Below are 21407 nucleotides of genomic sequence, written 5' to 3'. Positions count from 1 at the left end.
TTTTAGATTCTTTTCCTTCAAACAAGACTTTCAAATAACGCCGACCATTATGTACGATCATTTTCGGTTTTTCTTGAGAAGATAGCTTGAGCCTCTTGGACCTCTCCTCTAATTTGGGACATTTCTTCATCTAAAGAATATGCCGCTTCTGCTGCTCGTTTTAAACGAACCTTTATGTCTTCAGGAATATTCCCACTATATTTATAATTAATTGAATGTTCAATAGTTGCCCAAAAGTTCATTGATAATGTTCGAATTTGGATTTCTACGAGCAGTTTCTTTTCTCCTGCTACTGTTTGAACAGGGTATCTTGCTACTACATGATAGGAACGATAACCACTATCCTTTTTACTCGTAATATAATCTCGTTCTTCAACAATCTCTAAATCATTTCTATTTTTTAGCATATTTACCACTACTTTTATATCATCAACAAACTGACACATCATTCGAATTCCTGCTATATCCTGCATATCATCTTCCAAATTTTCAATTGGAATACCTTTACGTTTGGACTTATCAAGTATACTCGCAATTGGTTTAACACGACCAGTTACAAACTCAATTGGAGAATTTGAATGCTCTAGTTCATATTGTGATCTAATTCCTCTTAATTTTACCTTTAATTCCTCAACAGCTTGGTTGTAAGGAGCTAAAAATAATTTCCATTGTTCGCTTTGCATGTAAAATCCCCCTTAAGCCACCACACAATAAAGCCTAAAAAATGCAGACACTGGTGCTAGACAAGAATACAAAGTATAAAATCTTTGTAGTTACTCATTGTCTATGGATTATGTTAAAGAAAATAACTCAACAACCTTTTTCTCCATCTCTTCACCATAGTTTGCATTTCCCTTGATATTTTCTAACAGATAATCAAGTTCATCAAATAACTCGACTAATTCTAAATTTTGTTCTTTTATTTGTAAGATTACCTTAAGGCCTTTATCTTTTGCTTCTCTTAATTCTGTCCAAATTGTATGTGGTAATCCAGCATAGACAAACTCATCAGCAGTTTCTAAAATATAGATAAATGCCAATTGATCAGAATCAACAAGCATCTGTCCTTTTGCCTGTAATCCTTGCATTTCGATTGAATTGGATTCAGGATGCAGAATTAGGCTATTATTGTCTATCATTGCTTTCGTTAGTTCAACTCTTTTATTCATAAAAAAATCTCCTTCCATTACACGTTCCATGATTATTTTACCATATTAAAAACTCACATGATAACATTGCGAGATGATTAGATTCAGGAGATAATAAAAGAAATGTAAATGTGCAAAAGATCAGTCTTCTCTGAGCTGATACGAGATACAAATTCACGAAACTATAAAATTCATCTATGAGAGGATTCACTTGATATGTCACAGGAAATAGAGATAGAATTCAAAAATTTACTTACCGAAATAGAATTCCGAAAAATAAAAACTGCTTTTCATATAGAGGAACATGAATTTATCAAGCAAGAAAACCACTACTTTGATACTCCTCAGTTCTCTCTAAAAGAGCTTGGAGCAGCCCTTAGAATTAGAAAAAAGCAAGAACATTATGTTATGACATTAAAGGAACCAGCAAAAATTGGTTTGTTAGAAACACACCAAACAATCACAAAGGAAGCTGCTACTGAAATGATTAAAACAGGTCAACTTTTGGCTGGACAAATTGTTGATCAGCTTCGAAAATTAGGTATTGATGACAAATCGATAACTTATTTTGGAACCCTTACAACGATGCGAGCGGAAAAAAATCATCGAAATGGTTTACTCGTCCTTGATCATAGCCGATATTTAACTGTAGAGGATTTTGAAATTGAATATGAAGTACAGGATGAAGCAAAAGGGAAAGTGATTTTTCAAGAAATTTTAAATGAGCTCGAGATTCCAATTCGCCATACAAAAAATAAAATTCGCCGTTTTTATGAGCAAAAATATAAAGAGATGGGGTAAGGTAGCTTGGATATAAAATTGAATTACTATAAAACGTTATTAGAGCTACAAGCATTGCGCAACTTTAATGACAAAACAACTGGTAATCAAGCTTCGGTGTTTGAAACAGATTTCCAAGAATTATTGCAATCATTTTTAAATTCTTCATCTGTTGAGACACCAGTAAAACATTCAGCAACTTCTTTGAATACCTTATCTAATATGTTGGGTAATTCTTCTCAATTAGTCGGATTATCTGCTATTAAAGATGTAACAACACATTCAGTCAAAATATCTGGAAGCATGGACGAGATGATTACGAAAGCTGCAGCGAAATATGGAGTTGATGAAAAGCTTATTCGAGCAGTGATCAAACAAGAATCTGGATTTAACCCTTCTGCAAAAAGCCATGTTGGTGCTGTGGGGCTTATGCAATTAATGCCAGCTACAGCTCGATCATTAGGTGTACAAGATCCTTATGACCCTGCTCAAAACATTGAGGGTGGAACAAATTATTTAAAACAAATGCTTACACGTTATAACGGTGATGTGTCATTAGCGCTTGCAGCCTACAATGCTGGTCCAGGTAACGTTGATAAATACAGCGGAATCCCTCCGTTTAAAGAAACACAAAATTATGTACGTAAAATTACATCTACCTATAATGTTTGAGTCTCACTCTTAAAGTGAGACTCAATTAGTGTCGGGATTTTTTTATCCCTTTCCTGTAGCCCTACTACCGCAGGTTATGGAAAAAGTAGTCTATGTACCACCATCACAATTTAGAGCATATCAATTAATCAAAGCTATATATTGTGATCGGGAGCCTGACCCTTTTTCATGAGACTTAAGGTAACTTTTAGCAGAATTCAATGCCCTTTTCCTTCATACATAGCTGTCTTAAACATATAATAGGACTAAATTATCAAATTCGATAGAGCGGTTTGTTTGAGATATCTATTATCGCTTGTTAAAATAAATACATTGTTAGATTTTGTTTCAAAAAATAATTTTATGCTTTAAGGATGAATCTGGTTCTTTAATCAACATTAAGCAAACGTTAAAGGAGTAATCAACATGACTGAACAAAACATAACACCATATGAGGCGATTGGAGAAGAAACTCTTTCGCATCTTGTTGATTCCTTTTATGGAAAGGTACAAAAACACCCATTACTGTCTCCAATCTTCCCTGATGACTTAACTGAAACAGCTCGTAAACAAAAGCAATTTCTCACACAATACCTAGGCGGGCCACAAATTTATACGGAAGAACACGGACATCCTATGCTAAGAGCACGTCATCTTCCATTTGAGATTACGCCTACTAGGGCAAATGCTTGGATCAGCTGTATGAAGGAAGCTATGAAGGAAGTTGAGCTTGAGGGTGAACTTAGGGATTTTCTTCTCCATCGACTTCAGCTGACTGCACATCATATGGTAAATACTGCAGAGAACGCTGAAATTGGCAATGTTCAGAAAGAGGTTAATGACAATGAATAACAGTCATGAGAAAAAGGACATCTCCCTCTTTTTCTCGCATTGTAGTGGGCACCCAGATAAACCTTTAGAAATCTATATGTTTGTTGATCCACTTAGCCCTGAATGCTGGGCACTTGAGCCCATGATTAAAAAACTACAAATTGAGTACGGACGTCTTTTTACACTAAAACATATTATTAGTGGCCGTCTTGCAACCTTAAATATCACTAAGAGAAAAAGACCTGATAGATTAGCTCAAGCCTGGGAAAAGACCGCTAGTCGAACAGGTATGTCTTGTGACGGTAAGATTTGGATGGAAAATCCTTTATCAACCCCTTACACTGCTTCACTAGCAATAAAATCAGCTGAACTTCAAGGAAAAAAAGCAGGTCTTCGTTTTTTAAGAAAATTACAAGAGCAGCTATTTATCGAGAATCAAAATGTTTCAGATGAAGAAATGTTAATGAAAATTGCAGAAAAAGTCGGATTAGATGTTGCAGAGTTCCAAAAAGATTTACATTCACAAAGTGCTGCCAAAGCATTACAATGTGATTTAAAAATCACTTCAGAGATGGACGTGCAGGAAATCCCAACACTTGCATTTTTTAGTGAAAATGTTGAAGAAGAGGGCTTAAAAATAACAGGCATTTATTCATATGATATGTATGTACAAGTATTACAGGAAATGATCGGAGATGCTATTAAACCGTCCCATACACCTCCATTAGAGATCTTTTTAAAGCATTATCAATTTGTAGCTTCTGCCGAGATTGCTACAGTTTATAATATGACAATGACAGAAGTAGAAAAAGAGTTAAAAAAACTCGTCCTATCTCAAACTGTTGAAAGAATCCAAGCTAAGCACGGTACGTTTTGGAGATATATTGGTGATCATAAATAGACAGAACAGGAAATGACTCGGAAAGTGGTCATTTTCTTTTGTTTTAGTTCACCAATTTATGTAAATAACACTAGACTATCAAGAATACGATATAAATTATTTTCGACAATAAAAAAGACCCTATACAATGTAAAGGGTCTTCTTTTTTATGTCTTAACGACAACAAAGGGGATGGGAGAAATTTTTCACGGTCAAACAAAGGGGTAAATGTTTGTTTGTGATTAACTTCACATCTCTACTATATCAAATCTTGTCGACAATTGACAAGTAGGTGATAGGCTTTTCACAAAAATGTCACAATAGATTCCGCTCAATTCCCGCACTCTTGAGAGTAATAGAGAGACTTATCGGACTTTTACGAGCAGTTTTTTCTTTATTTACTGCCCGTTAAAGTGGGATAAAAGGACATCCTTCATCATATACAATTAATATAGAATACTTTAGGAGGGTGTCTCGAAATTGAAATGGATTATTATCGGAAGTACCGCTACCTTAGTATTGTTTTTTCTTAATTTATTAAGCTTTATGGATATTTTCCCAATTTATATTACATCACCCCTATTATTTATCACTCTTTTCATCACACTTTATCTCATAAATCATCGGAAAACGTTTAAAGGGTTTTAGAGTCAATGGATATCTTTAAATAAGGATGACTCGCCAAACTTTGTTGCTATTACCTAGGAGAACGGTGTGGTTGATTTCCTCTCCAGTTGCTCGCTTTCCACGGGGCGGGCGGTGAGCCTCCTCGGCGTAAACGCCTGCGGGGTCTCACCTGTCCCGCTACTCCCGCAGGAGTCTCGCACATCCGCTCCAATCAACCTAAAAAGTTTTCGTCAAAGAACCTATTTTAAAACAATAATATCTTAGAAAACAGCCATATATAAAAAGGAATGCGCAGATAATCTGGCATTCCTTTTTATTATTAATTATTCATTTTTGTTAAAAGCTCTTCCATCTCATTTAGCTTCTCTTCGAATACTTTACAAGCTTCTTCAATTGGAGCAGAGGATGTCATATCAACGCCAGCTTTTTTAAGTACTTCTATTGGGTAATCAGAGCTACCTGCTTTCAAAAATTCAAGATAACGATCAACTGCTGGTTGACCTTCTTCTAGGATTTGATTGCTTAAGGCAGTTGCAGCACTATAGCCTGTTGCGTACTGATATACATAGTAATTATAGTAGAAATGAGGAATTCTAGACCATTCAAGACCTATTTCTTCATCAACTACAATGTCATCACCGAAATATTTTTTGTTTAACTCATAATATGTTTGTGTCAATAACTCAGGTGTTAATGGTTCTCCATCTTGAGCTTTTTGGTGAATAATATGTTCAAATTCTGCGAACATTGTTTGGCGGAATACTGTGCCTCTGAAGCCTTCAAGGAAATGATTTAATAAGTAGAGACGTTCTTTTTCATCCTCGATAGTATTTAATAAATAATGATTTAACAAAGCTTCATTACATGTTGATGCAACCTCTGCCACAAAAATTGAATAGTTACCATATGGATATGGTTGAGTTTTGCGAGTATAGTAGCTATGAACAGAATGACCAAATTCATGTGCTAGTGTAAATAGATTATTTACATTATCCTGCCAATTCATAAGGATATACGGATTCGTCCCATAAGTCCCTGATGAATAAGCACCACTTCTTTTCCCTTTGTTCTCATGAATATCAACCCAACGATTTTCAAAACCTTCTTTTAAAATAGAGGTATACTCTTTACCTAATGGTTCAAGACCTTTTAATATATAATCCTGTGCTTCATCATAGCTGACTTCCATCTTTACATCTTTAATGAGAGGTGTATAAAGATCGTACATATGAACTTCATCCAGTTTTAATACTTCTTTACGCAGCTTTACATAACGTTGCAGAAGATCTAGATGCTTATGAACTGTACTAATTAGGTTTTCGTAAACAGACTCTGGAATATTATCACTGCTTAATGCAGCTTGTCTTGCTGATTCATAATTTCGAACCTTCGCGCTGAAATTATCCTTTTTCACAGTACCGCTTAAAGTACTTGCAAATGTATTTTTAAACCCACCATATGTTTTATATACAGCTTTAAATGCTTCTTCACGTACTCTGCGGTCTTCACTTTCTAAGAAACGAATGTAGCGGCCATGAGTTATTTCAACTTCCTCACCATTTTCATCCTTAATGCTTGGGAAAGTTAGGTCCGCATTATTTAACATTCCAAATGTATTACTAGAGGAGCCAAGAACCTCAGATGCTTGTGCTAATAATTCCTCTTGTTCAGCAGATAATACATGTGGGCGTTGACGGTTAATTTCATCGAGAGAATGCTCATAAAGCTTTAATTCTTCTTTTTCCTCTAAAAATTGTTTAATCTTTGCCTCATCAATTGTTAAAAGCTCTGGGACAATATATGAACTTATGCTTGATGCTTGTGTATATAAATTTCTTGCACGATCATTTAAAGCTTGATAGCTTGAGTTTGTCGTGTCTTGATCATATCTCATGTGTGCATATGTATAAAGTTTGCCAAGACGCTCCATTACCTTATCTTGATACGTAAGTGCTTCAAATAACGTGTTCGCACTTTCACCAAGCTTACCTTTAAATTCTGCTAGCTTTGGCAAAGCCGCTTTTATTTCTTCATATTCTTTCTCCCATGCTTTGTCGCTTTCAAAAATGTCCTCTAATCTCCACGTATCCTCTGTTTTAATTTCGCTTCTAGTTGGTAGTTTTTTTACTGCAGTTTGTTCTGCCATTGCGCTTCCCCCTTTAGAATGAATTGCAAATGCGGAGCTGGTGCTGATCGAACTTATAAGTGTAAATGCTGTAATGAGAAGTAGTTTTCTTTTGCGCCTCATACTCTTCCTCCGATAGTTTTTCTCCGCATTAGCCATCTATAAATCATTCAGACGATCATCTATCGGATTATTAGAAGAGTATGAATTTATGGTACTATCACTATCTTCACCCTGTATGGCTTCTTTTGTCAAATAGTAAGCTGCAGCACCCGCTCCAAGCAACGAAGCTGTAAACATAAAAGAATTACTTTTTCTTTTCTTATTAAACATATGATCACCTCTTTGTTAATATCTCCCTTTTAATTTGTTCAAAAAATTAATTGCTATTCACCTGAGTTTTTTTGCTAGTCATATTTATATCTAAGTTTTGCATCCGAACGATATAATTCTTCAATCCTTCTCGACCATTCAATGGTACTTTGCTTAATAAATAGATTTTTTTGTTTTTGCTTTAGGATCGAAAAATGGCAGAGCTGAATTAAATACTCTTTAATGACAAAGGAATAATGCACTTCCACACTTAGTAAGTTTCGAATAGAAATAATTCCTTCTTTGACTTTCTCTGCTATATAATGATAAACATCCTGAAAAGTAAATGTGGTATTCAATGATAATGCCTCAATATATAATAAGATCCAGCCTTGCCATACATAAACAGGTGATTCTATTAAGTAATTCGAATTTAAGGGAAAAAAAGCTAGAGATGGCAAATATGTTAAAGGCAATTGTTTAGCCTGATAAAGAAAGAGATTTAAAGCTCTCGTGTCTTTTGATTGAAATCTTAACGCTTTTTGTCGAAATCTTCTGATCTTATCAATCCAAGCTGCCATAATTGTTTTTTTATTTGGTTGTTGGTTGACCAAACTATGATAGGAAATTGATTGAATTTGGTATGTTGAATGGTTAGTAATAACAGAGCGTGGAGAAAAAGGAATGATCGAATGAAGGATGATAAATGATTTTAAATCTGGGCAGTATGAATATAAGGAAAGTGGATCTCGCAAATTTGTCGAACGTGCGAAAAGCCAATGAAAAGAGGAAAGCTGAAATGACATCGTTCCTGTTCTTTTTAGTGATTTTGCTCCTAATATCCACAAGACATTCATATCAAGCTTTCGATACTGTAAAGATCTCTTTATCAATAAATTTGAATCAATTGTAGAGCATTGAAATTCAATCGGAACGACTTGATCACCATTCGAGAACAAAATATCTGGACGCTGTTTAATTGTACTTATATACGGTTCAAGTTGCACATCTGTAAGTAGTGATTGCTTTTGCAGCCATTCGAATAAATCTACTTTCCCCTTCATATGATACTGCGTTTCAGGCTCTCCTTTCATCGTACAACCTGTTAACTTTTTATGTGCAAAATGTGCTGTTATGATTGTACCGATTTTTAACTCTACTTCATTAGAACAAGTAGGACAAACAAAATTATTACGCTCTCTCAGTTTTACTAATCCTTGCTTAGTCCACTTTTTTTCTGCTACATTTACTAAGATTCCTTTCTCATCATAAGCTACAAACAAGCATCATTACCTCCCCCTTTTATACAATTTATTATCCATAGTTTTTTCCTTCTTTCAAATTTAAGAAATCGTGTTTTAGAAGTTAAAAAATAAAAAATAGGCTGACTAATTTACATTAGCCAACCTTCAATTAAAGCAATGGAGACAACAGTCTAGCCGTTGATTCAAAAAGCTTTTTATAAAATGGTCGCTTTGAAAACTCCTCTATGTTTATTGCTCTAGAAAGCTCTATATCCTTCACATACTCATTTACAAGCTTTTGGGTGCTTCCTGTCCGATAAAGGAATGCATTTACCTCAAAGTTTAAATGAAAGCTTCTCATATCCATATTAGCCGTACCTATAGAAGCGAGCTCATAATCAACGATAATGATCTTACTATGCAAAAAACCTTTTTCATATTCATACACTTTTGCACCTGCCTCAAGCAGTTCAGGAAAATAAGAACGAGATGCATAATAAACAATCTTTTTATCAGGTCGCATAGGAACTAACAGTCTTACGTCAATTCCACTAAGTGCCGCAACCTTAAGTGCTGAAAGAATATCCTCATCTGGTACGAAATAAGGTGAGGCAATCCAAATTGATTCTTTCGCAGAAATAATCATTGAAAAAAACAAATTTTTTATGACATCCCACTTATTATCAGGCCCTCCAGCTATAAGTTGCACACCTCCAGTATGCTCAGGCTGCTCAATTGTGGTAGTTAAATATGTATGTGATAACAATTTTTCATCGGTCATGTAATACCAATCCTGTAAAAAGATAATTTGTAGTGTTCTTACAGCCTCACCTTTAATTAAAAGATGGGTATCACGCCAATAACCGAAATAGCTGTTTTTCCCCAAATATTCATCACCTACATTTAATCCCCCAACAAACCCAACAGATCCATCGATCACAATAATTTTTCTGTGATTACGAAAGTTGATTTTGTTATTTAAGAAAGGAATCCGGACAGGTAGGAAGGGAACCATTTCTATACCAGCCATACTTAGTTCCTTAATATAATCTTTTGATAACTTCCAGCAACCAACAGCATCATAAAGAAAACGGACCTCTATACCTTCCCGTGCCTTTTCAATTAATACATCCCTTAATTTCCGGCCTACCTCATCATGCCTGATAATATAGTATTCAAGATGGATATGATGTTTTGCCTTTTTTAATTCATTAAAGATATGGTCAAACGTTTCAATTCCGTCGGTTAGGGCTTTTGTTTTTGTCCCAAACGAGATTGGACTATGTCCTAAACGATGGGCTAGTTTAAACAATAATTGCTGATGATCTCCCATATGCTCCATTTTATCTTGATAGGAAGATCGGTTACCCTCAATTTCTAAAAATGCCTTTTCATCTGTTAACGCTTTTTTCTCAAATAAACGTCTCTTTTTAATATTTCTTCCAAAAAGTAAATAGATAAAGAAACCAACTAACGGAAAGCCACCTAAAACAACCAACCATGTAATGGTATGTGACGGATGACGATTTTCAAGAAATATGACAATACATATAGAAATAATTGATAATGTAAAGAGGACACTTACGGTACCAACTACCATATCCCCCCATAGGTTCTTGGTCAGTAAAATAACGGAAGCAATAACTGCGATAAATAATAAAAAACGAAATGTATTCTTCATTGGTTTCACCTTGACTTTTCTTATTCTTACTTCCCTTTTTCAGATGAAACGAAACCTTTAGGTCGTCTTCCGACATCATCCTGTTGTTTTTAATTTTTCTTAAATATTAAATGCGGTTTCACATATTTTATTACTATGTACGTAAATTAATCCATATATATTTTAATCCCAGATCAAAAAAGCCGATTCCAAATGAAATCGGCTTTCCTAGTTATGAAAAATGCTTTTTAATGACGTTCAATGCATAGTCTTTCGCAATGACATTCCCATATTCTTCAAGACGATGTATCGTCACCTTTGATTCTAATCCATACTCGAGTATTATACTCAATGTATTCTCTATTTCTTCATCGATTACCTCATCATCAAACTCGATATATAAAAAATAGTTTTGGTCAAGTGAGTATAAATGATTCGTCATCTCAGCAGATAACCGATATTTAGACAAGGAAATTAGGTTTTCTAAATCATTAAACCTAAAGACAAATTGTAACTGTTGCTCAAAATCTTCCGTTTGATCATCTTTTGAGTCATCAGGTTTATTAAAATGATGTTCCATCAATGTTTCGATATTTTCATCGATCGGTAGTTCTTTTAATTTATCATCTGAGATTGAAAGTTCCAGCTTTTGTCCATCTTTAGATACTTGAGCCTTTGTTACGATGACTTCCAAGCCTTTATCAAGCGCCTGCACTTGAATCCAAAGAGGACCTTCAACCATAAATTCCTCTTCCTCATGAACTTCATCCATCATTTCCCAGAATAGTTCCTCACTGCGATCACGATTATACCAAATTTCATCACGATCAAAACCACGCTCTTCTATATCCATATACGAAATGTAAAACTTTACGGTATTTTCGTTAATACGTTCAATTTCCATTACTCAACCTTCCCTTCTATTTAAGATGTTGAAGGGACAACCCCCCTCTAGGGTAGTTGTACTTTACTTTACTACACTTTACCCAAAATATTCTATATTTAATCGTGGATAAAGAGAAAGTGTTAGAATTCATCCTCATAAGACATGAGGCGATTCAACACCTTTTTAAAACCTTCAATGATGAAAGAATCTTGTACTCCTATTTTATGATAAAACGTTCTTAAAGGAAATAAAAAAACTCTGATTTTACAAAAACAGTTATTTACCTATATGTTTCTTTAATCATATTTTATGATTGATTTCATATACATGTACGAGCAGTCATTAAGCTGAAAGAGGGTTTATAAATGGAACAAGAGTTTCTATTATCACTATTGGTGATCATCGGAATTGATCTAATACTTGGGGCTGATAATGCAGTAGTTATCGCAATGGCATGTCGTAATTTACCCGTTATTCAGCGAAGTAAGGCAATCATATTCGGAACTATGCTAGCAATTATCTTTCGCATCTTTATAACACTAATTGCTGTTTATTTGTTAGAAATACCTTTTTTACAGCTTGTTGGTGGAGTCTTCCTCATGTATATCGCTTATCATTTACTTACTGGCAAAGATGATGATACAAATAACATAAAAAGTCATGGATCACTTTGGAAAGCAATAAAGACAATTGTGATTGCAGATCTATTAATGGGATTTGATAATGTTATTGCAGTTGCAGGTGCAGCACAGGGGCATATGGTTTTAGTTGCTTTAGGATTATTAATCTCAATACCTATTATAATTTGGGGAAGTAAAATCATTCTTACTTTACTTACAAAATACCCAATGCTCATTTATGTTGGTGGAGGACTGCTCGCATATACTGCTGGAAAGATGATTACCCAGGAGCACCAACTTCAATCCATCTATATGTCACATCCCCTACTAGCACAAAGTATACCTTACTTAACAACAGCGTTCATTCTTTTTGCAGGTGTCTTATATCAACAAATAATAAGCTCACAAGTTGACAAGTGAATCTTAAACGCATTATTTGCTCACATAGATGACTATAAGAGTAGCACAAGCGCCTTGCCTTGTGAAGCTCATGAATAGAGGCGTTCTTTGTCTTCAATTCATGAGTGGCTGTAGACCTAAGAGCGTCTAGGCGCTGGAGCTAGACACCAAAACTAAGTACAAAATTTTATACTTTCTTATCTTTTAAAATAAGCAGAGGCAGACTCTAATGAATACCTATAATTAACATGATGTATTGATATAATCATGTTAATTATAGGTGTATATTTAGAATCTGCCTCTTATATATTTCCGTTTAGTTAACTAAACGCTGTGCTTCTTTAAGCTGATAAGTACGCACACGGCGTGGAAGAAAACGGCGAATTTCATCTTCGTTATAACCTACCTGAAGTCTTTTTTCATCAATAATAATTGGTCGACGAAGCAGACCTGGATTATCTTGAATAAGATTATATAAATCTTGCAATGGCATTGACTCTAGGTTGATATTTAATTTTTGGAAAGTCTTTGAGCGAGTTGAAATAATTTCATCTGTGCCATCTTCAGTCATTCTTAATATTTCTTTTATTTCTTGTTTCGTCAATGGCTCTGAAAAAATATTTCGCTCAGTGTATGATATATCATGTTCTTCCAACCATGCTTTCGCTTTTCTACATGAAGTACAGCTTGGTGATGTATATAATGTGACCATTCATCCTTCACTCCTCTATTATAGAATGAGTTTACAATCAAACCAAAACGTATATTAAAATTAAAATTACTTTAAATAAGAAATCATATTTTGATTATACTATAAAAAAGTAAGTATGCATATAGAAATTAAATTAAAAGTGTGACAAAACCATTACAAACATTAAGAAACCTTAAATATTAAGGATGTTCTTGAAAGACATATTTTTTAAACAATGAAATTTATGTAGCCATTTATTCCATTATCCTTTAGGTATTCATTCTCAATTAACTTAACTCATCGAAAATGTTTTTGTTTTTACCTTCCATATCCAATGACAAAACTTCGCTAACAGGCTGGTACGACTCACCATATAACTCTTTATCTTTGAAGGTATGGATCATGTTGTACGTCTCTTTCATTGCTTCATAAATATGTTCTTCTGATTCATCATTTGGGGCCCAATAAAGGATTTCCATTTTGTTTACTTCATTAGTAGCAAGAGAGCGCCGCTCATAGCCTATGGTATCAGCATGTTTAAAGTCCTCTCTTTGATAAAACTTTAATCTTTTCTCTGAATCTGTGTCTTCATAGTTAACAGGCTCTACTTCCAGGATAATAGGTTTCCCTTTTTTCTTTAACTTTTCTAAAAGCTTATGGCCAAGCCCTTCACCACGAGCATCTTTAGAAACAAAAATGTAGTCGATGAAAATAAAATCATTAAGCTCTGCATACATCATCACATGGTGTTTCCCTTCATCCTTATGATAAATGTCAGCTCTTTCTTTAAGTAAAGCTTCCATATGTGCCTTCGATTTCATTTCTTCAATGGGAAAATACTGATTCAACTTCTCATACCAGTTCATTGATCTACTCCCTTTTGTTTTCATCTTTAATAAATTCTCCCATGTTTTGATATACCCTTCTTTTTTCAGGATAAACATGGTAAATTTATCATTTGTAGCGTTAATAAGTAAGTATGGTGGTAACAAGTAGATGAAGTCGTGATTGCTCCACTTTTTGCATATATTGAACTGCTCTCCAAACTTATTGAGCCCCACTCACTTATTTTTAAACAAGACTCACTTTTTTACTCTTTATCTTGTACAAATTCACATAGAAAAAAGGCTAGATATTTCATCTAACCTAGAGTCTATCGGTCATTTAGTTAAAGGCGTATAGTCAACACCTTGTGTATATGTATTACCAGCATTCCATAAAAGAAACTCGTTAATTCCTTGCTCATTTAAAGCTTTAATTTGAGCTTCAACCTCTTCTTTCCCGTATTGTTGATAATTACCTTTTCCTAAATAGGATGCAGTAAAATCTTGAATCCAAGGTCTGGAAATTGGTTTATTTTTAATTAGTGCAAGTTTTTGACTTTCTAATTTTGCATATTCTGTAATCAGTCGATATGGTTCCAGATCAGGCTTTGCTATTCCAAAATAAGATGTCCAATGACTAGGGTAAATCATTGAGGATATAACATCTACATGCTCAGAAATTTTAGAGAAGTTTTGCCCTATTCCTGGTGCTTCTGGGAGAGTTGCTGTATAGCCAAATATATCAACAGAAACTTTTATTCCATATGGTTTTAATTTTTCTTTAGCATATGAGACAAAATCTGTAACAGCTGTTACTCGTTTTTGAACATTATCTTGATCGGATTTAGCGTATTTTCCTTCATTAAACGTTAATTCATCATCTCTTCGCTCAAAGCCTTCCGGAAACCGAACATAATCAAATTGGATTTCTTGAAAACCAAGCTTCGCTGCCTCTATTGCTATATTTACATTATAGTCCCAAACTTCTTGTAGAAACGGGTTTACAAATGACTCACCTCTGCCATTTTTCCAAACCTTTTCCCCGTCTTTAAACGACCATTCAGGATTTTTAGTCGCTAAAACAGTATCCTTAAAAACAACAACTCTAGCAATCGGATAGATTTGTTCCTTTTCTAACGTTTTAAGAACTTTTTTGGGATCTTTTATATAATTTTTACTTATTGGATAAAAGGGTGATGACTTCTCTGGCAGGTAGGTTAAATTACCATAGTCATCCTTGATATCAATGACCATTGCATTTAAATCTGAACTTTTCACCAAGGAAGTAAGTTTTTCAAACGTTGTCCCCCCTGCTGAATGCCCTGTTACATAAACACCACGAACCGCATCAGGATATGAAAAGGAAAAACCAGAATCAAAAGCAAACCTTGGGATAGGCTTTGGAAGAGTCTTAACTTCTAGAAGTAATTTGTTTTGTACATGTTGTTTAATCCCTAAGTTAGTCTCTGCATGAGAATTTATTGGCAATAAGACGATATATATGAAAAAAATTGTGATGATCATTTGAACCTTAATATAATAACGCATTAGTAATCCCCCATTTTAATTTCTATTTTTATTATATAGAAAATAATCAAGCCTATATAGATTAGTAAGTAGGATTTCTATTACGGATTAATGTAACGGTTTAAAAAAGCTTGTCATTTAGTATATGCAACATGTCCTATGAAGATAAAGAAAACTTTTAGGTTTTAAGTTAGGCTCTTCTCTAAAAGATTGTTGTTTTTGAACAAAACTGATTAGGTTGATTGGAACGGATATGCGAGACTCCTGTGGGAGTAGCGGGACAGATGAGACCCCGCAGGCGCTTCGCGCTGAGGAGCATTCCTGTTTAATATCCTTAAGGCTTCTTGCAAAACAAAAAGTCCTCTTGTATGATGCTTGAGTATCAACGACTAAATTGACTCATCACCATACAGGAGGACCATATGATGAATAGTAATATGAATACCAAAATTAATCAAGTATCTGAAAAAACACTTGTTATTGGAATAGACATTGCGAAGAAAAAACATTACGCATGCGCTATCGATGATCGTGGACGAATTTTGCAAAAACCGTTTCCGTTCATACAATCCCTTGATGGGTTTGAGCAACTACACAATATGATTCATTCTCTACTAGAATCACATGAAAAGACAGATGTCTTAGTCGGCTTTGAGCCCACAGGGCATTATTGGATGAACTTAGCTGCTTATTTAGTCGAAAATAATATTCAATTTGTCATGGTTAACCCTATGCATGTGAATAGAACGAAGGAATTAGATGATAACCTTCAAACTAAGAATGATCAAAAGGACGCTCGCGTTATCGCTTCTTTAATCCGCGATGGCCGGTTCAACTATACACGAATTTTAGAAGGGACAGAAGCCGAACTTCGTAATGGGGCGAGTTTTCGGACTAAAATGCAGGAAGACATCGTATCACTTAAGAATCGAATGATTCGGTGGACAGATCTTTATTTCCCTGAGTTCCATCATGTATTCAAAAGCTTCGGTAAAAACGCATGCGCTGTTCTCGAGGTGACACCTTTGCCAATCGATTTTGATGGGAAAAATGATGAAGAACTTATCTCACTTTACAAAAGGGTTGAAGGAATAAAGTGTCTTTCCGTTTCTAAAATACAAAAGCTAAAATCAATAGCCGGTCAGTCCATTGGTTTAACTGAGGGGCTAGAAATGGCCCGATTTGAAATGGATACATTACTTTCTCAGTACAAAGCTCTTTCAAACCAACTGGAGGTCTTATCATCAAGGTTAAATGACCTCGCTCAACAATTGACAGACTATGAGTATATTTTATCTATTCCTGGTTTAGGCGAAAATACTGTTGTTGAACTACTCTCTGAGATAGGTTCTCTTAGGCAATATCAGCACCCACGCCAATTAATTAAATTAGCGGGGCTCACGCTTAGAGAAAACTCTTCTGGCCAACACAAAGGTCAAAAGAAAATTTCCAAAAGAGGTAGGAGGAAGTTACGGGCTATATTATTTAGAGTCATCCTCCCTATAATTCAACACAACATAGCGTTTAAATCTTTGTACCATTACTATACGACTCGTACTGTCAATCCATTAAAGAAGAAAGAAGCCATGGTTGTTTTATGCGGGAAATTACTAAAAATTCTACACGCTTTGTGTACAAAACGAGTGCACTTTAATGTAAATCATATGTTAACAGATCTCCATTGCCTCAAAGAGGCAGCCTAAGCAACTTCCTAGTTTGTAATCTAGACAATAGGATGACACGGAGAAGTTGGCACGAAATGAGCCATTAGACTAAGAGTCCCTCGAGGAGCATAGCCAGCCTCTGCCTTATGAATAGACCGAACGAAGGAATGTACGCGTTAGACGCCAAGAGACATGGGAGGGTACGTCATCATAAGATTCGCAGAGATCCGAAGTGCATCATATAAGCACTTAGAGTTAATCATTTCCAATTAACTCTAGCGAAGCGTAACCTCAGAATAACAATATTTTGAACTTTTGGAAATTGATGATAATCTGTAGTGAAAATCAGTAAGTGAAAATTTTTTTTCTGTCTATTAAAACAGTTTTAAGCGTTGATATACCAACATTTCTAGAGGGAGGCTCATCGCCCGCACCACGGAAAGCGAGCATCCTGGAGCGTCAATCAACCAACCAATACTATTTAAAAGCTACAAAGTTTGCGAAAACAGCCTTAAGTTAAAATACGACAAAAAAAGATTGCCCCTTTAATATCAAAGGCAACCTCAAATTGTTTATGAATACTGTTTTTTATATTGAGCAAATTCGATTTGTGAACACATGACAAAATGACCTGGCTTCACTTCACGGAATTCAACTTCTTCATCTGGCTTGTAATTGTGCATACTTGGATTATATGTCTTCCTAACACGGGTGCGTTCATAATCGGGATCCGGAAGTGGAATTGCCGATAATAACGACTGTGTATATGGATGAATCGGATTATTGTAAAGTTCATTAGCATCGGCAAGCTCTACTAGCTTTCCAAAATACATAACCCCAATACGATCACTAATGTACTTAACCATTGAAAGGTCATGGGCAATGAATAAATAAGTTAGCCCTTTTTCCTTTTGAAGTTTTCTCATTAAGTTTACAACCTGTGCTTGGATGGACACATCAAGAGCCGAGATTGGTTCATCAGCAATAATAAATTCCGGTTCCACAGCAAGAGCACGAGCAATTCCAATTCGTTGACGTTGTCCACCACTAAACTCATGTGGGTAACGATTTGCATGCTCTTTGTTTAAACCAACTGTTTCAAGAAGTTCGATTACGCGATTCATACGTTCTGTTTTAGATTTAGCAAGACCATGAATATCAATACCTTCAGCAATAATATCTGAGACCTTCATTCGCGGATTCAACGATGCTTGGGGATCCTGAAAGATCATTTGCATTTTTCGGTTGAATTCCTTTAGCTGTGACCTTGATTTTTTCCCATGAACATCCGTTCCATCAAATATGACTTCACCATCTGTTGCATCATATAAACGAATAATTGTTCTTCCAGTTGTTGATTTTCCACAGCCAGATTCACCAACTAATCCTAACGTCTCACCTTTATAAATATCAAATGAAATATTATCAACCGCTTTAACTTCGTTAGGTTTACCTACGTTAAAGTATTGTTTTAGATTTTTTATTTCTACTAGTTTTTCTTTATTCGCCACCTTAGTTTCCCTCCTTTTTTTCAGGGATTTGACGTTGACGTCGCTTTACTGCAGCAGGTGGTTCTACCTTTGGTGCGTCAGGGTGAAGTAACCATGTTGCTGCATAATGTGTATCAGATACTTTAAACATTGGTGGCTGCTCTTCCAAATCAATTTTCATCACATACTCATTACGAGGTGCGAAGGCATCACCTTTTGGAGGATATAATAAATTTGGTGGAGTTCCAGGAATTGCATATAATTCTTCATCTTCACTATCAAGACTTGGCATTGAACTAATTAATCCCCATGTATAAGGATGTTGTGGATTATAGAATACCTCGTCAACTGTACCAATCTCAACAATTTTTCCACCGTACATAACCGCAACTCGATCAGCTACGTTTGCTACCACACCAAGGTCATGTGTAATAAAAACAATTGATGTATCAATCTTTTTTTGTAGTTCTTTCATAAGCTCTAAAATTTGCGCTTGAATCGTTACATCCAATGCTGTTGTTGGCTCATCAGCAATTAAAACCTTTGGATTACATGCAAGTGCAATGGCAATAACGACCCTTTGTCTCATCCCACCAGAGAATTGATGTGGATATTGATTGAAACGAGCTTCTGGTTGTGGAATCCCAACTAATCTTAACAAATCAATCGCACGCTCTTTTGCAGCACTCTTACTTAAATTTTGATGCTTAACAATCGGCTCAATGATTTGCTTTCCAATTTTCATTGTGGGATTTAATGATGTCATCGGATCTTGGAAAATCATTGAAATATCTTTACCACGGATTTTTTGCATTGCTTTATTAGATAACTTGGCTAAATCTTTGCCTTCAAAAAGGATTTCACCGTTCTTAATTTCAGAGTTTGATTCAGGTAACAAGCGCATAATCGCTTTTGTTGTTACAGATTTACCTGATCCAGATTCACCAACAATTGCTAAAGTCTCACCTTTGAGTAAATCAAAATCGACACCTCGAATTGCCTGTACTTCTCCTGAAAACGTATGGAATGAAATGTGCAAGTCTTTAACCTCTAAGATTTTTTCCATTATTATTCACCTACCTTTTTAGTCACGCATTTTCGGATCCAAAGCATCGCGTAGTCCATCTGCAATCATGTTAAAACAGATCATAATTAAACTGATAACCACTGCCGGAATTATCATTTGATAAGGGTATAATTGAAGTACTTTAAAGCCGTCATCAATAAGTGTACCTAATGAAGCTAATGGTGGCTGTAACCCTAAACCAATGAAACTTAAAAATGCTTCGAAGAAAATTGCATTTGGAATTGTAAACATCGTATTAATGATAATTACACCTGCTAAATTGGGAAGTAGATGCTTCCAAATTATTTTCCCATTTGCAAGTCCCAGTGTTCTAGCTGCTAAAACATATTCTTGTTGCTTTAATTTCATTACTTGAGCACGTACTACCCTTGCCATTCCGACCCATCCAGTAATCGTTAATGCAATGGTAATAGATAAAATACCTGGATCTAATACAATAATCATTAGGATTACGACAACAAGGTTTGGAATCCCAACTAATATTTCTGTAATACGTTGCAAAATATTATCTGTTCGTCCACCTACGAAACCAGAAATCGCACCATATATAACACCAATAACCATGTCTATAACTGCAGCTAATACAGCGATATATAAAGAAACTTGTGTTCCTTTCCATACACGTGTAAAGAGATCACGACCTAGACTATCAGTACCTAACCAATAATATTCGTCAACATTCTTTTGCTCATAGGCATTGTAAACATCGCCATTTCTTCTTTCTAAATCACCATCAAATGGTAACCAACTAACATTTTCTAACACTGGAATTCTTGGTGGTAAATTATTGTGTTTTAAATTTTGATCATCATATCCATGATCATTAATGTGTGGACCTACAAGAGCCATAATTGTTAATAGGACTAAGACAACTAAACTAACTATCGCTCCTTTATTTTTCCTCACTCGTAACCATGCATCTTGCCAATAATTAAGACTTGGTTTTGAAATCTCTTCACTTTTGTTAGCATCTATTTGAGCGGGAGTAAACAAGTCTTTTGTTATTTTTTCTTGTGCCATTATTTTTTCCCTCCCGCTAATCGAATCCGCGGATCAATAATTCCATATAGTATATCTACAATTAAGATAACAACAACGAATAGTACCGCAAAAAGGATAGTAGTACCCATGATGACAGGATAATCATTTACTGTAATAGATTTAACGAATTGTTCACCAAGACCTGGAATACCAAATATTTTTTCAATAACTAGTGAGCCCGTCATTAAACTTACAACCAACGGCCCTAAAACAGTGATAACCGGAATTAATGCATTTCGAAGCGCATGCTTAAATGCGATATCAAACCAGCTTGCACCTTTTGCCTTTGCCAGGGTAATGTAATCAGATTCTAACACCTCTACCATTTCGGTTCTAACAAATCTGGCTGCAGTAGCAATCGGGAACATCGCTAAAGCAATTGTTGGTAACACCGTATATTCTGGTCCTCTCCAAAACGCAACAGGGAACCAACCTAATTTTACACCGATATAATATTGCAATAGTCCCGCAAATACGAATGAAGGTATTGATTTCCCTAAAACTGCGATAAATGTTGAGCTATAATCAACCCATGTATTTTGTTTTAACGCTGAGATAACTCCCAAAATAATTCCAAAAATTGTTCCAAATAGAATTGCTTGAAACCCAAGTGTTGCCGAGGGACCAATACTATTTAAAAGAATTTCAGTAACACCTACATTATCGAATTGAAAGGAAACACCTAAGTCTCCTTTCAACATATTCACCATATAGTTCATATATTGAACTGGCATTGGCTCATCTAAACCATACTTGTCTTTCATGATCGTAAGCTGTGTTTCAGATAATTTACCAGCATTCGTAAAAGGCGTACCAGGGATAATTTTCATGAGGAAAAATGTAAACGTGGCAATTAAAAATAGAGTAATGATCATATAAAATATACGTTGAGTTAAGTATTTCACCATATGAGTGCACCT

General features: G+C 35.1%; 21 protein-coding genes. 7 read left to right on the top strand and 14 right to left on the bottom strand.

Features of this window, described 5'->3' with window-relative positions; translation table 11 throughout:
* Positions 1 to 47: 47 nt before the first annotated feature.
* Positions 48 to 683: a GTP diphosphokinase gene (locus tag HUW50_RS13695; protein WP_185654015.1), complete on the bottom strand. Its 636-nt coding sequence runs from the start codon at positions 681 to 683 to the stop codon at positions 48 to 50.
* 108 nt (positions 684 to 791) lie between these two features.
* Positions 792 to 1169 carry a UPF0738 family protein gene (locus HUW50_RS13690; RefSeq protein ID WP_066336310.1) on the bottom strand — a complete coding sequence of 126 codons (378 nt, stop codon included), beginning with the start codon at positions 1167 to 1169 and terminating at the stop codon, positions 792 to 794.
* Positions 1170 to 1364: 195 nt separating this feature from the next.
* Between HUW50_RS13690 and HUW50_RS13685 the strand changes: the two genes are divergently transcribed.
* The 5 genes from HUW50_RS13685 to HUW50_RS27110 all read left to right on the top strand — a co-directional run bounded on the left by HUW50_RS13685 (position 1365) and on the right by HUW50_RS27110 (position 4938).
* On the top strand, positions 1365 to 1949 hold the full coding sequence (locus HUW50_RS13685) for a CYTH domain-containing protein (RefSeq protein ID WP_066336312.1): 585 nt from the start codon (positions 1365 to 1367) through the stop codon (positions 1947 to 1949).
* Between the two features lie 12 nt (positions 1950 to 1961).
* Positions 1962 to 2600 (top strand): lytic transglycosylase domain-containing protein, encoded by a 639-nt coding sequence (locus HUW50_RS13680; protein WP_066337308.1) that lies wholly within the window; start codon positions 1962 to 1964, stop codon positions 2598 to 2600.
* Positions 2601 to 3005: 405 nt separating this feature from the next.
* Positions 3006 to 3431 carry a globin domain-containing protein gene (locus tag HUW50_RS13675; RefSeq protein ID WP_066336314.1) on the top strand — a complete coding sequence of 142 codons (426 nt, stop codon included), beginning with the start codon at positions 3006 to 3008 and terminating at the stop codon, positions 3429 to 3431.
* Complete coding sequence (locus tag HUW50_RS13670; protein ID WP_185654014.1) at positions 3418 to 4311, top strand: ClpXP adapter SpxH family protein; 894 nt, start codon at positions 3418 to 3420, stop codon at positions 4309 to 4311. The genes HUW50_RS13675 and HUW50_RS13670 overlap by 14 nt, the downstream gene beginning before the upstream one ends.
* Positions 4312 to 4779: 468 nt before the next feature.
* A complete protein-coding gene (locus tag HUW50_RS27110; protein ID WP_232329067.1) occupies positions 4780 to 4938 on the top strand; it encodes a hypothetical protein in 159 nt (52 codons plus the stop codon).
* Positions 4939 to 5236: 298 nt separating this feature from the next.
* Here HUW50_RS27110 and pepF read toward each other — a convergent pair whose 3' ends face one another.
* From pepF to mecA, 5 genes are all read right to left on the bottom strand, one after another.
* Positions 5237 to 7063, bottom strand: coding sequence for an oligoendopeptidase F (pepF, locus tag HUW50_RS13665; RefSeq protein WP_066336317.1), 1827 nt, complete (start codon positions 7061 to 7063; stop codon positions 5237 to 5239).
* A gap of 138 nt (positions 7064 to 7201) precedes the next feature.
* Positions 7202 to 7375, bottom strand: coding sequence for a hypothetical protein (locus HUW50_RS13660; RefSeq protein WP_185654013.1), 174 nt, complete (start codon positions 7373 to 7375; stop codon positions 7202 to 7204).
* Positions 7376 to 7449: 74 nt separating this feature from the next.
* Positions 7450 to 8637: a competence protein CoiA gene (locus HUW50_RS13655; protein ID WP_066336318.1), complete on the bottom strand. Its 1188-nt coding sequence runs from the start codon at positions 8635 to 8637 to the stop codon at positions 7450 to 7452.
* 130 nt (positions 8638 to 8767) lie between these two features.
* Positions 8768 to 10279, bottom strand: coding sequence for a cardiolipin synthase (gene cls / locus HUW50_RS13650; RefSeq protein WP_066336321.1), 1512 nt, complete (start codon positions 10277 to 10279; stop codon positions 8768 to 8770).
* Between the two features lie 211 nt (positions 10280 to 10490).
* Positions 10491 to 11162: an adaptor protein MecA gene (gene mecA / locus HUW50_RS13645; RefSeq protein ID WP_066336324.1), complete on the bottom strand. Its 672-nt coding sequence runs from the start codon at positions 11160 to 11162 to the stop codon at positions 10491 to 10493.
* 347 nt (positions 11163 to 11509) lie between these two features.
* On the opposite strand from mecA, the gene HUW50_RS13640 reads away from it, so the two are divergent.
* The gene (locus HUW50_RS13640; protein WP_066336325.1) at positions 11510 to 12184 is read left to right on the top strand and encodes a TerC family protein; all 675 of its coding nucleotides are present in this window, start codon (positions 11510 to 11512) and stop codon (positions 12182 to 12184) included.
* Positions 12185 to 12479: 295 nt separating this feature from the next.
* Here HUW50_RS13640 and spxA read toward each other — a convergent pair whose 3' ends face one another.
* The 3 genes from spxA to HUW50_RS13625 all read right to left on the bottom strand — a co-directional run bounded on the left by spxA (position 12480) and on the right by HUW50_RS13625 (position 15226).
* Complete coding sequence (gene spxA / locus HUW50_RS13635) at positions 12480 to 12875, bottom strand: transcriptional regulator SpxA (protein ID WP_066336328.1); 396 nt, start codon at positions 12873 to 12875, stop codon at positions 12480 to 12482.
* 266 nt (positions 12876 to 13141) lie between these two features.
* Positions 13142 to 13720: a GNAT family N-acetyltransferase gene (locus tag HUW50_RS13630; protein ID WP_066337310.1), complete on the bottom strand. Its 579-nt coding sequence runs from the start codon at positions 13718 to 13720 to the stop codon at positions 13142 to 13144.
* 294 nt (positions 13721 to 14014) lie between these two features.
* Positions 14015 to 15226: a putative glycoside hydrolase gene (locus tag HUW50_RS13625; RefSeq protein ID WP_083964711.1), complete on the bottom strand. Its 1212-nt coding sequence runs from the start codon at positions 15224 to 15226 to the stop codon at positions 14015 to 14017.
* Between the two features lie 404 nt (positions 15227 to 15630).
* On the opposite strand from HUW50_RS13625, the gene HUW50_RS13620 reads away from it, so the two are divergent.
* Positions 15631 to 16908, top strand: a complete 1278-nt coding sequence (locus tag HUW50_RS13620; protein WP_185654056.1) for an IS110 family RNA-guided transposase — start codon at positions 15631 to 15633, stop codon at positions 16906 to 16908.
* A gap of 533 nt (positions 16909 to 17441) precedes the next feature.
* Here HUW50_RS13620 and HUW50_RS13615 read toward each other — a convergent pair.
* From HUW50_RS13615 to opp3b, 4 genes are read right to left on the bottom strand one after another with little or no spacing between them, the layout of a single operon-like run.
* Positions 17442 to 18380: an ABC transporter ATP-binding protein gene (locus tag HUW50_RS13615; protein ID WP_066336331.1), complete on the bottom strand. Its 939-nt coding sequence runs from the start codon at positions 18378 to 18380 to the stop codon at positions 17442 to 17444.
* Position 18381: 1 nt separating this feature from the next.
* Entirely contained in the window at positions 18382 to 19425 is a 1044-nt protein-coding gene (locus HUW50_RS13610) for an ABC transporter ATP-binding protein (protein ID WP_185654012.1), read from the bottom strand.
* A gap of 18 nt (positions 19426 to 19443) precedes the next feature.
* Positions 19444 to 20466, bottom strand: coding sequence for an oligopeptide ABC transporter permease (opp3C, locus tag HUW50_RS13605; protein WP_066336338.1), 1023 nt, complete (start codon positions 20464 to 20466; stop codon positions 19444 to 19446).
* The gene (gene opp3b / locus HUW50_RS13600; RefSeq protein ID WP_066336340.1) at positions 20466 to 21395 is read right to left on the bottom strand and encodes an oligopeptide ABC transporter permease; all 930 of its coding nucleotides are present in this window, start codon (positions 21393 to 21395) and stop codon (positions 20466 to 20468) included. Before opp3b ends, opp3C begins: the two co-directional genes overlap by 1 nt.
* Positions 21396 to 21407: the final 12 nt, after the last annotated feature.

Origin of the sequence: Metabacillus sp. KUDC1714, from assembly GCF_014217835.1 — a bacterium.
Classification (GTDB): domain Bacteria; phylum Bacillota; class Bacilli; order Bacillales; family Bacillaceae; genus Metabacillus; species Metabacillus rhizosphaerae.
This window is presented reverse-complemented; position numbering and strand designations above follow the sequence as displayed.

Coding starts and splice junctions, on each gene's coding strand:
- HUW50_RS13695 (WP_185654015.1), bottom strand. CDS start 683: ATGCAAAGCGAACAATGGAAATTATTTTTAGCTCCTTACAACCAAGCT.
- HUW50_RS13690 (WP_066336310.1), bottom strand. CDS start 1,169: ATGAATAAAAGAGTTGAACTAACGAAAGCAATGATAGACAATAATAGC.
- HUW50_RS13685 (WP_066336312.1), top strand. CDS start 1,365: ATGTCACAGGAAATAGAGATAGAATTCAAAAATTTACTTACCGAAATA.
- HUW50_RS13675 (WP_066336314.1), top strand. CDS start 3,006: ATGACTGAACAAAACATAACACCATATGAGGCGATTGGAGAAGAAACT.
- HUW50_RS13670 (WP_185654014.1), top strand. CDS start 3,418: ATGACAATGAATAACAGTCATGAGAAAAAGGACATCTCCCTCTTTTTC.
- pepF (WP_066336317.1), bottom strand. CDS start 7,063: ATGGCAGAACAAACTGCAGTAAAAAAACTACCAACTAGAAGCGAAATT.
- HUW50_RS13660 (WP_185654013.1), bottom strand. CDS start 7,375: ATGTTTAATAAGAAAAGAAAAAGTAATTCTTTTATGTTTACAGCTTCG.
- cls (WP_066336321.1), bottom strand. CDS start 10,279: ATGAAGAATACATTTCGTTTTTTATTATTTATCGCAGTTATTGCTTCC.
- mecA (WP_066336324.1), bottom strand. CDS start 11,162: ATGGAAATTGAACGTATTAACGAAAATACCGTAAAGTTTTACATTTCG.
- HUW50_RS13640 (WP_066336325.1), top strand. CDS start 11,510: ATGGAACAAGAGTTTCTATTATCACTATTGGTGATCATCGGAATTGAT.
- spxA (WP_066336328.1), bottom strand. CDS start 12,875: ATGGTCACATTATATACATCACCAAGCTGTACTTCATGTAGAAAAGCG.
- HUW50_RS13630 (WP_066337310.1), bottom strand. CDS start 13,720: ATGAACTGGTATGAGAAGTTGAATCAGTATTTTCCCATTGAAGAAATG.
- HUW50_RS13625 (WP_083964711.1), bottom strand. CDS start 15,226: ATGCGTTATTATATTAAGGTTCAAATGATCATCACAATTTTTTTCATA.
- HUW50_RS13620 (WP_185654056.1), top strand. CDS start 15,631: ATGAATAGTAATATGAATACCAAAATTAATCAAGTATCTGAAAAAACA.
- HUW50_RS13610 (WP_185654012.1), bottom strand. CDS start 19,425: ATGGAAAAAATCTTAGAGGTTAAAGACTTGCACATTTCATTCCATACG.
- opp3C (WP_066336338.1), bottom strand. CDS start 20,466: ATGGCACAAGAAAAAATAACAAAAGACTTGTTTACTCCCGCTCAAATA.
- opp3b (WP_066336340.1), bottom strand. CDS start 21,395: ATGGTGAAATACTTAACTCAACGTATATTTTATATGATCATTACTCTA.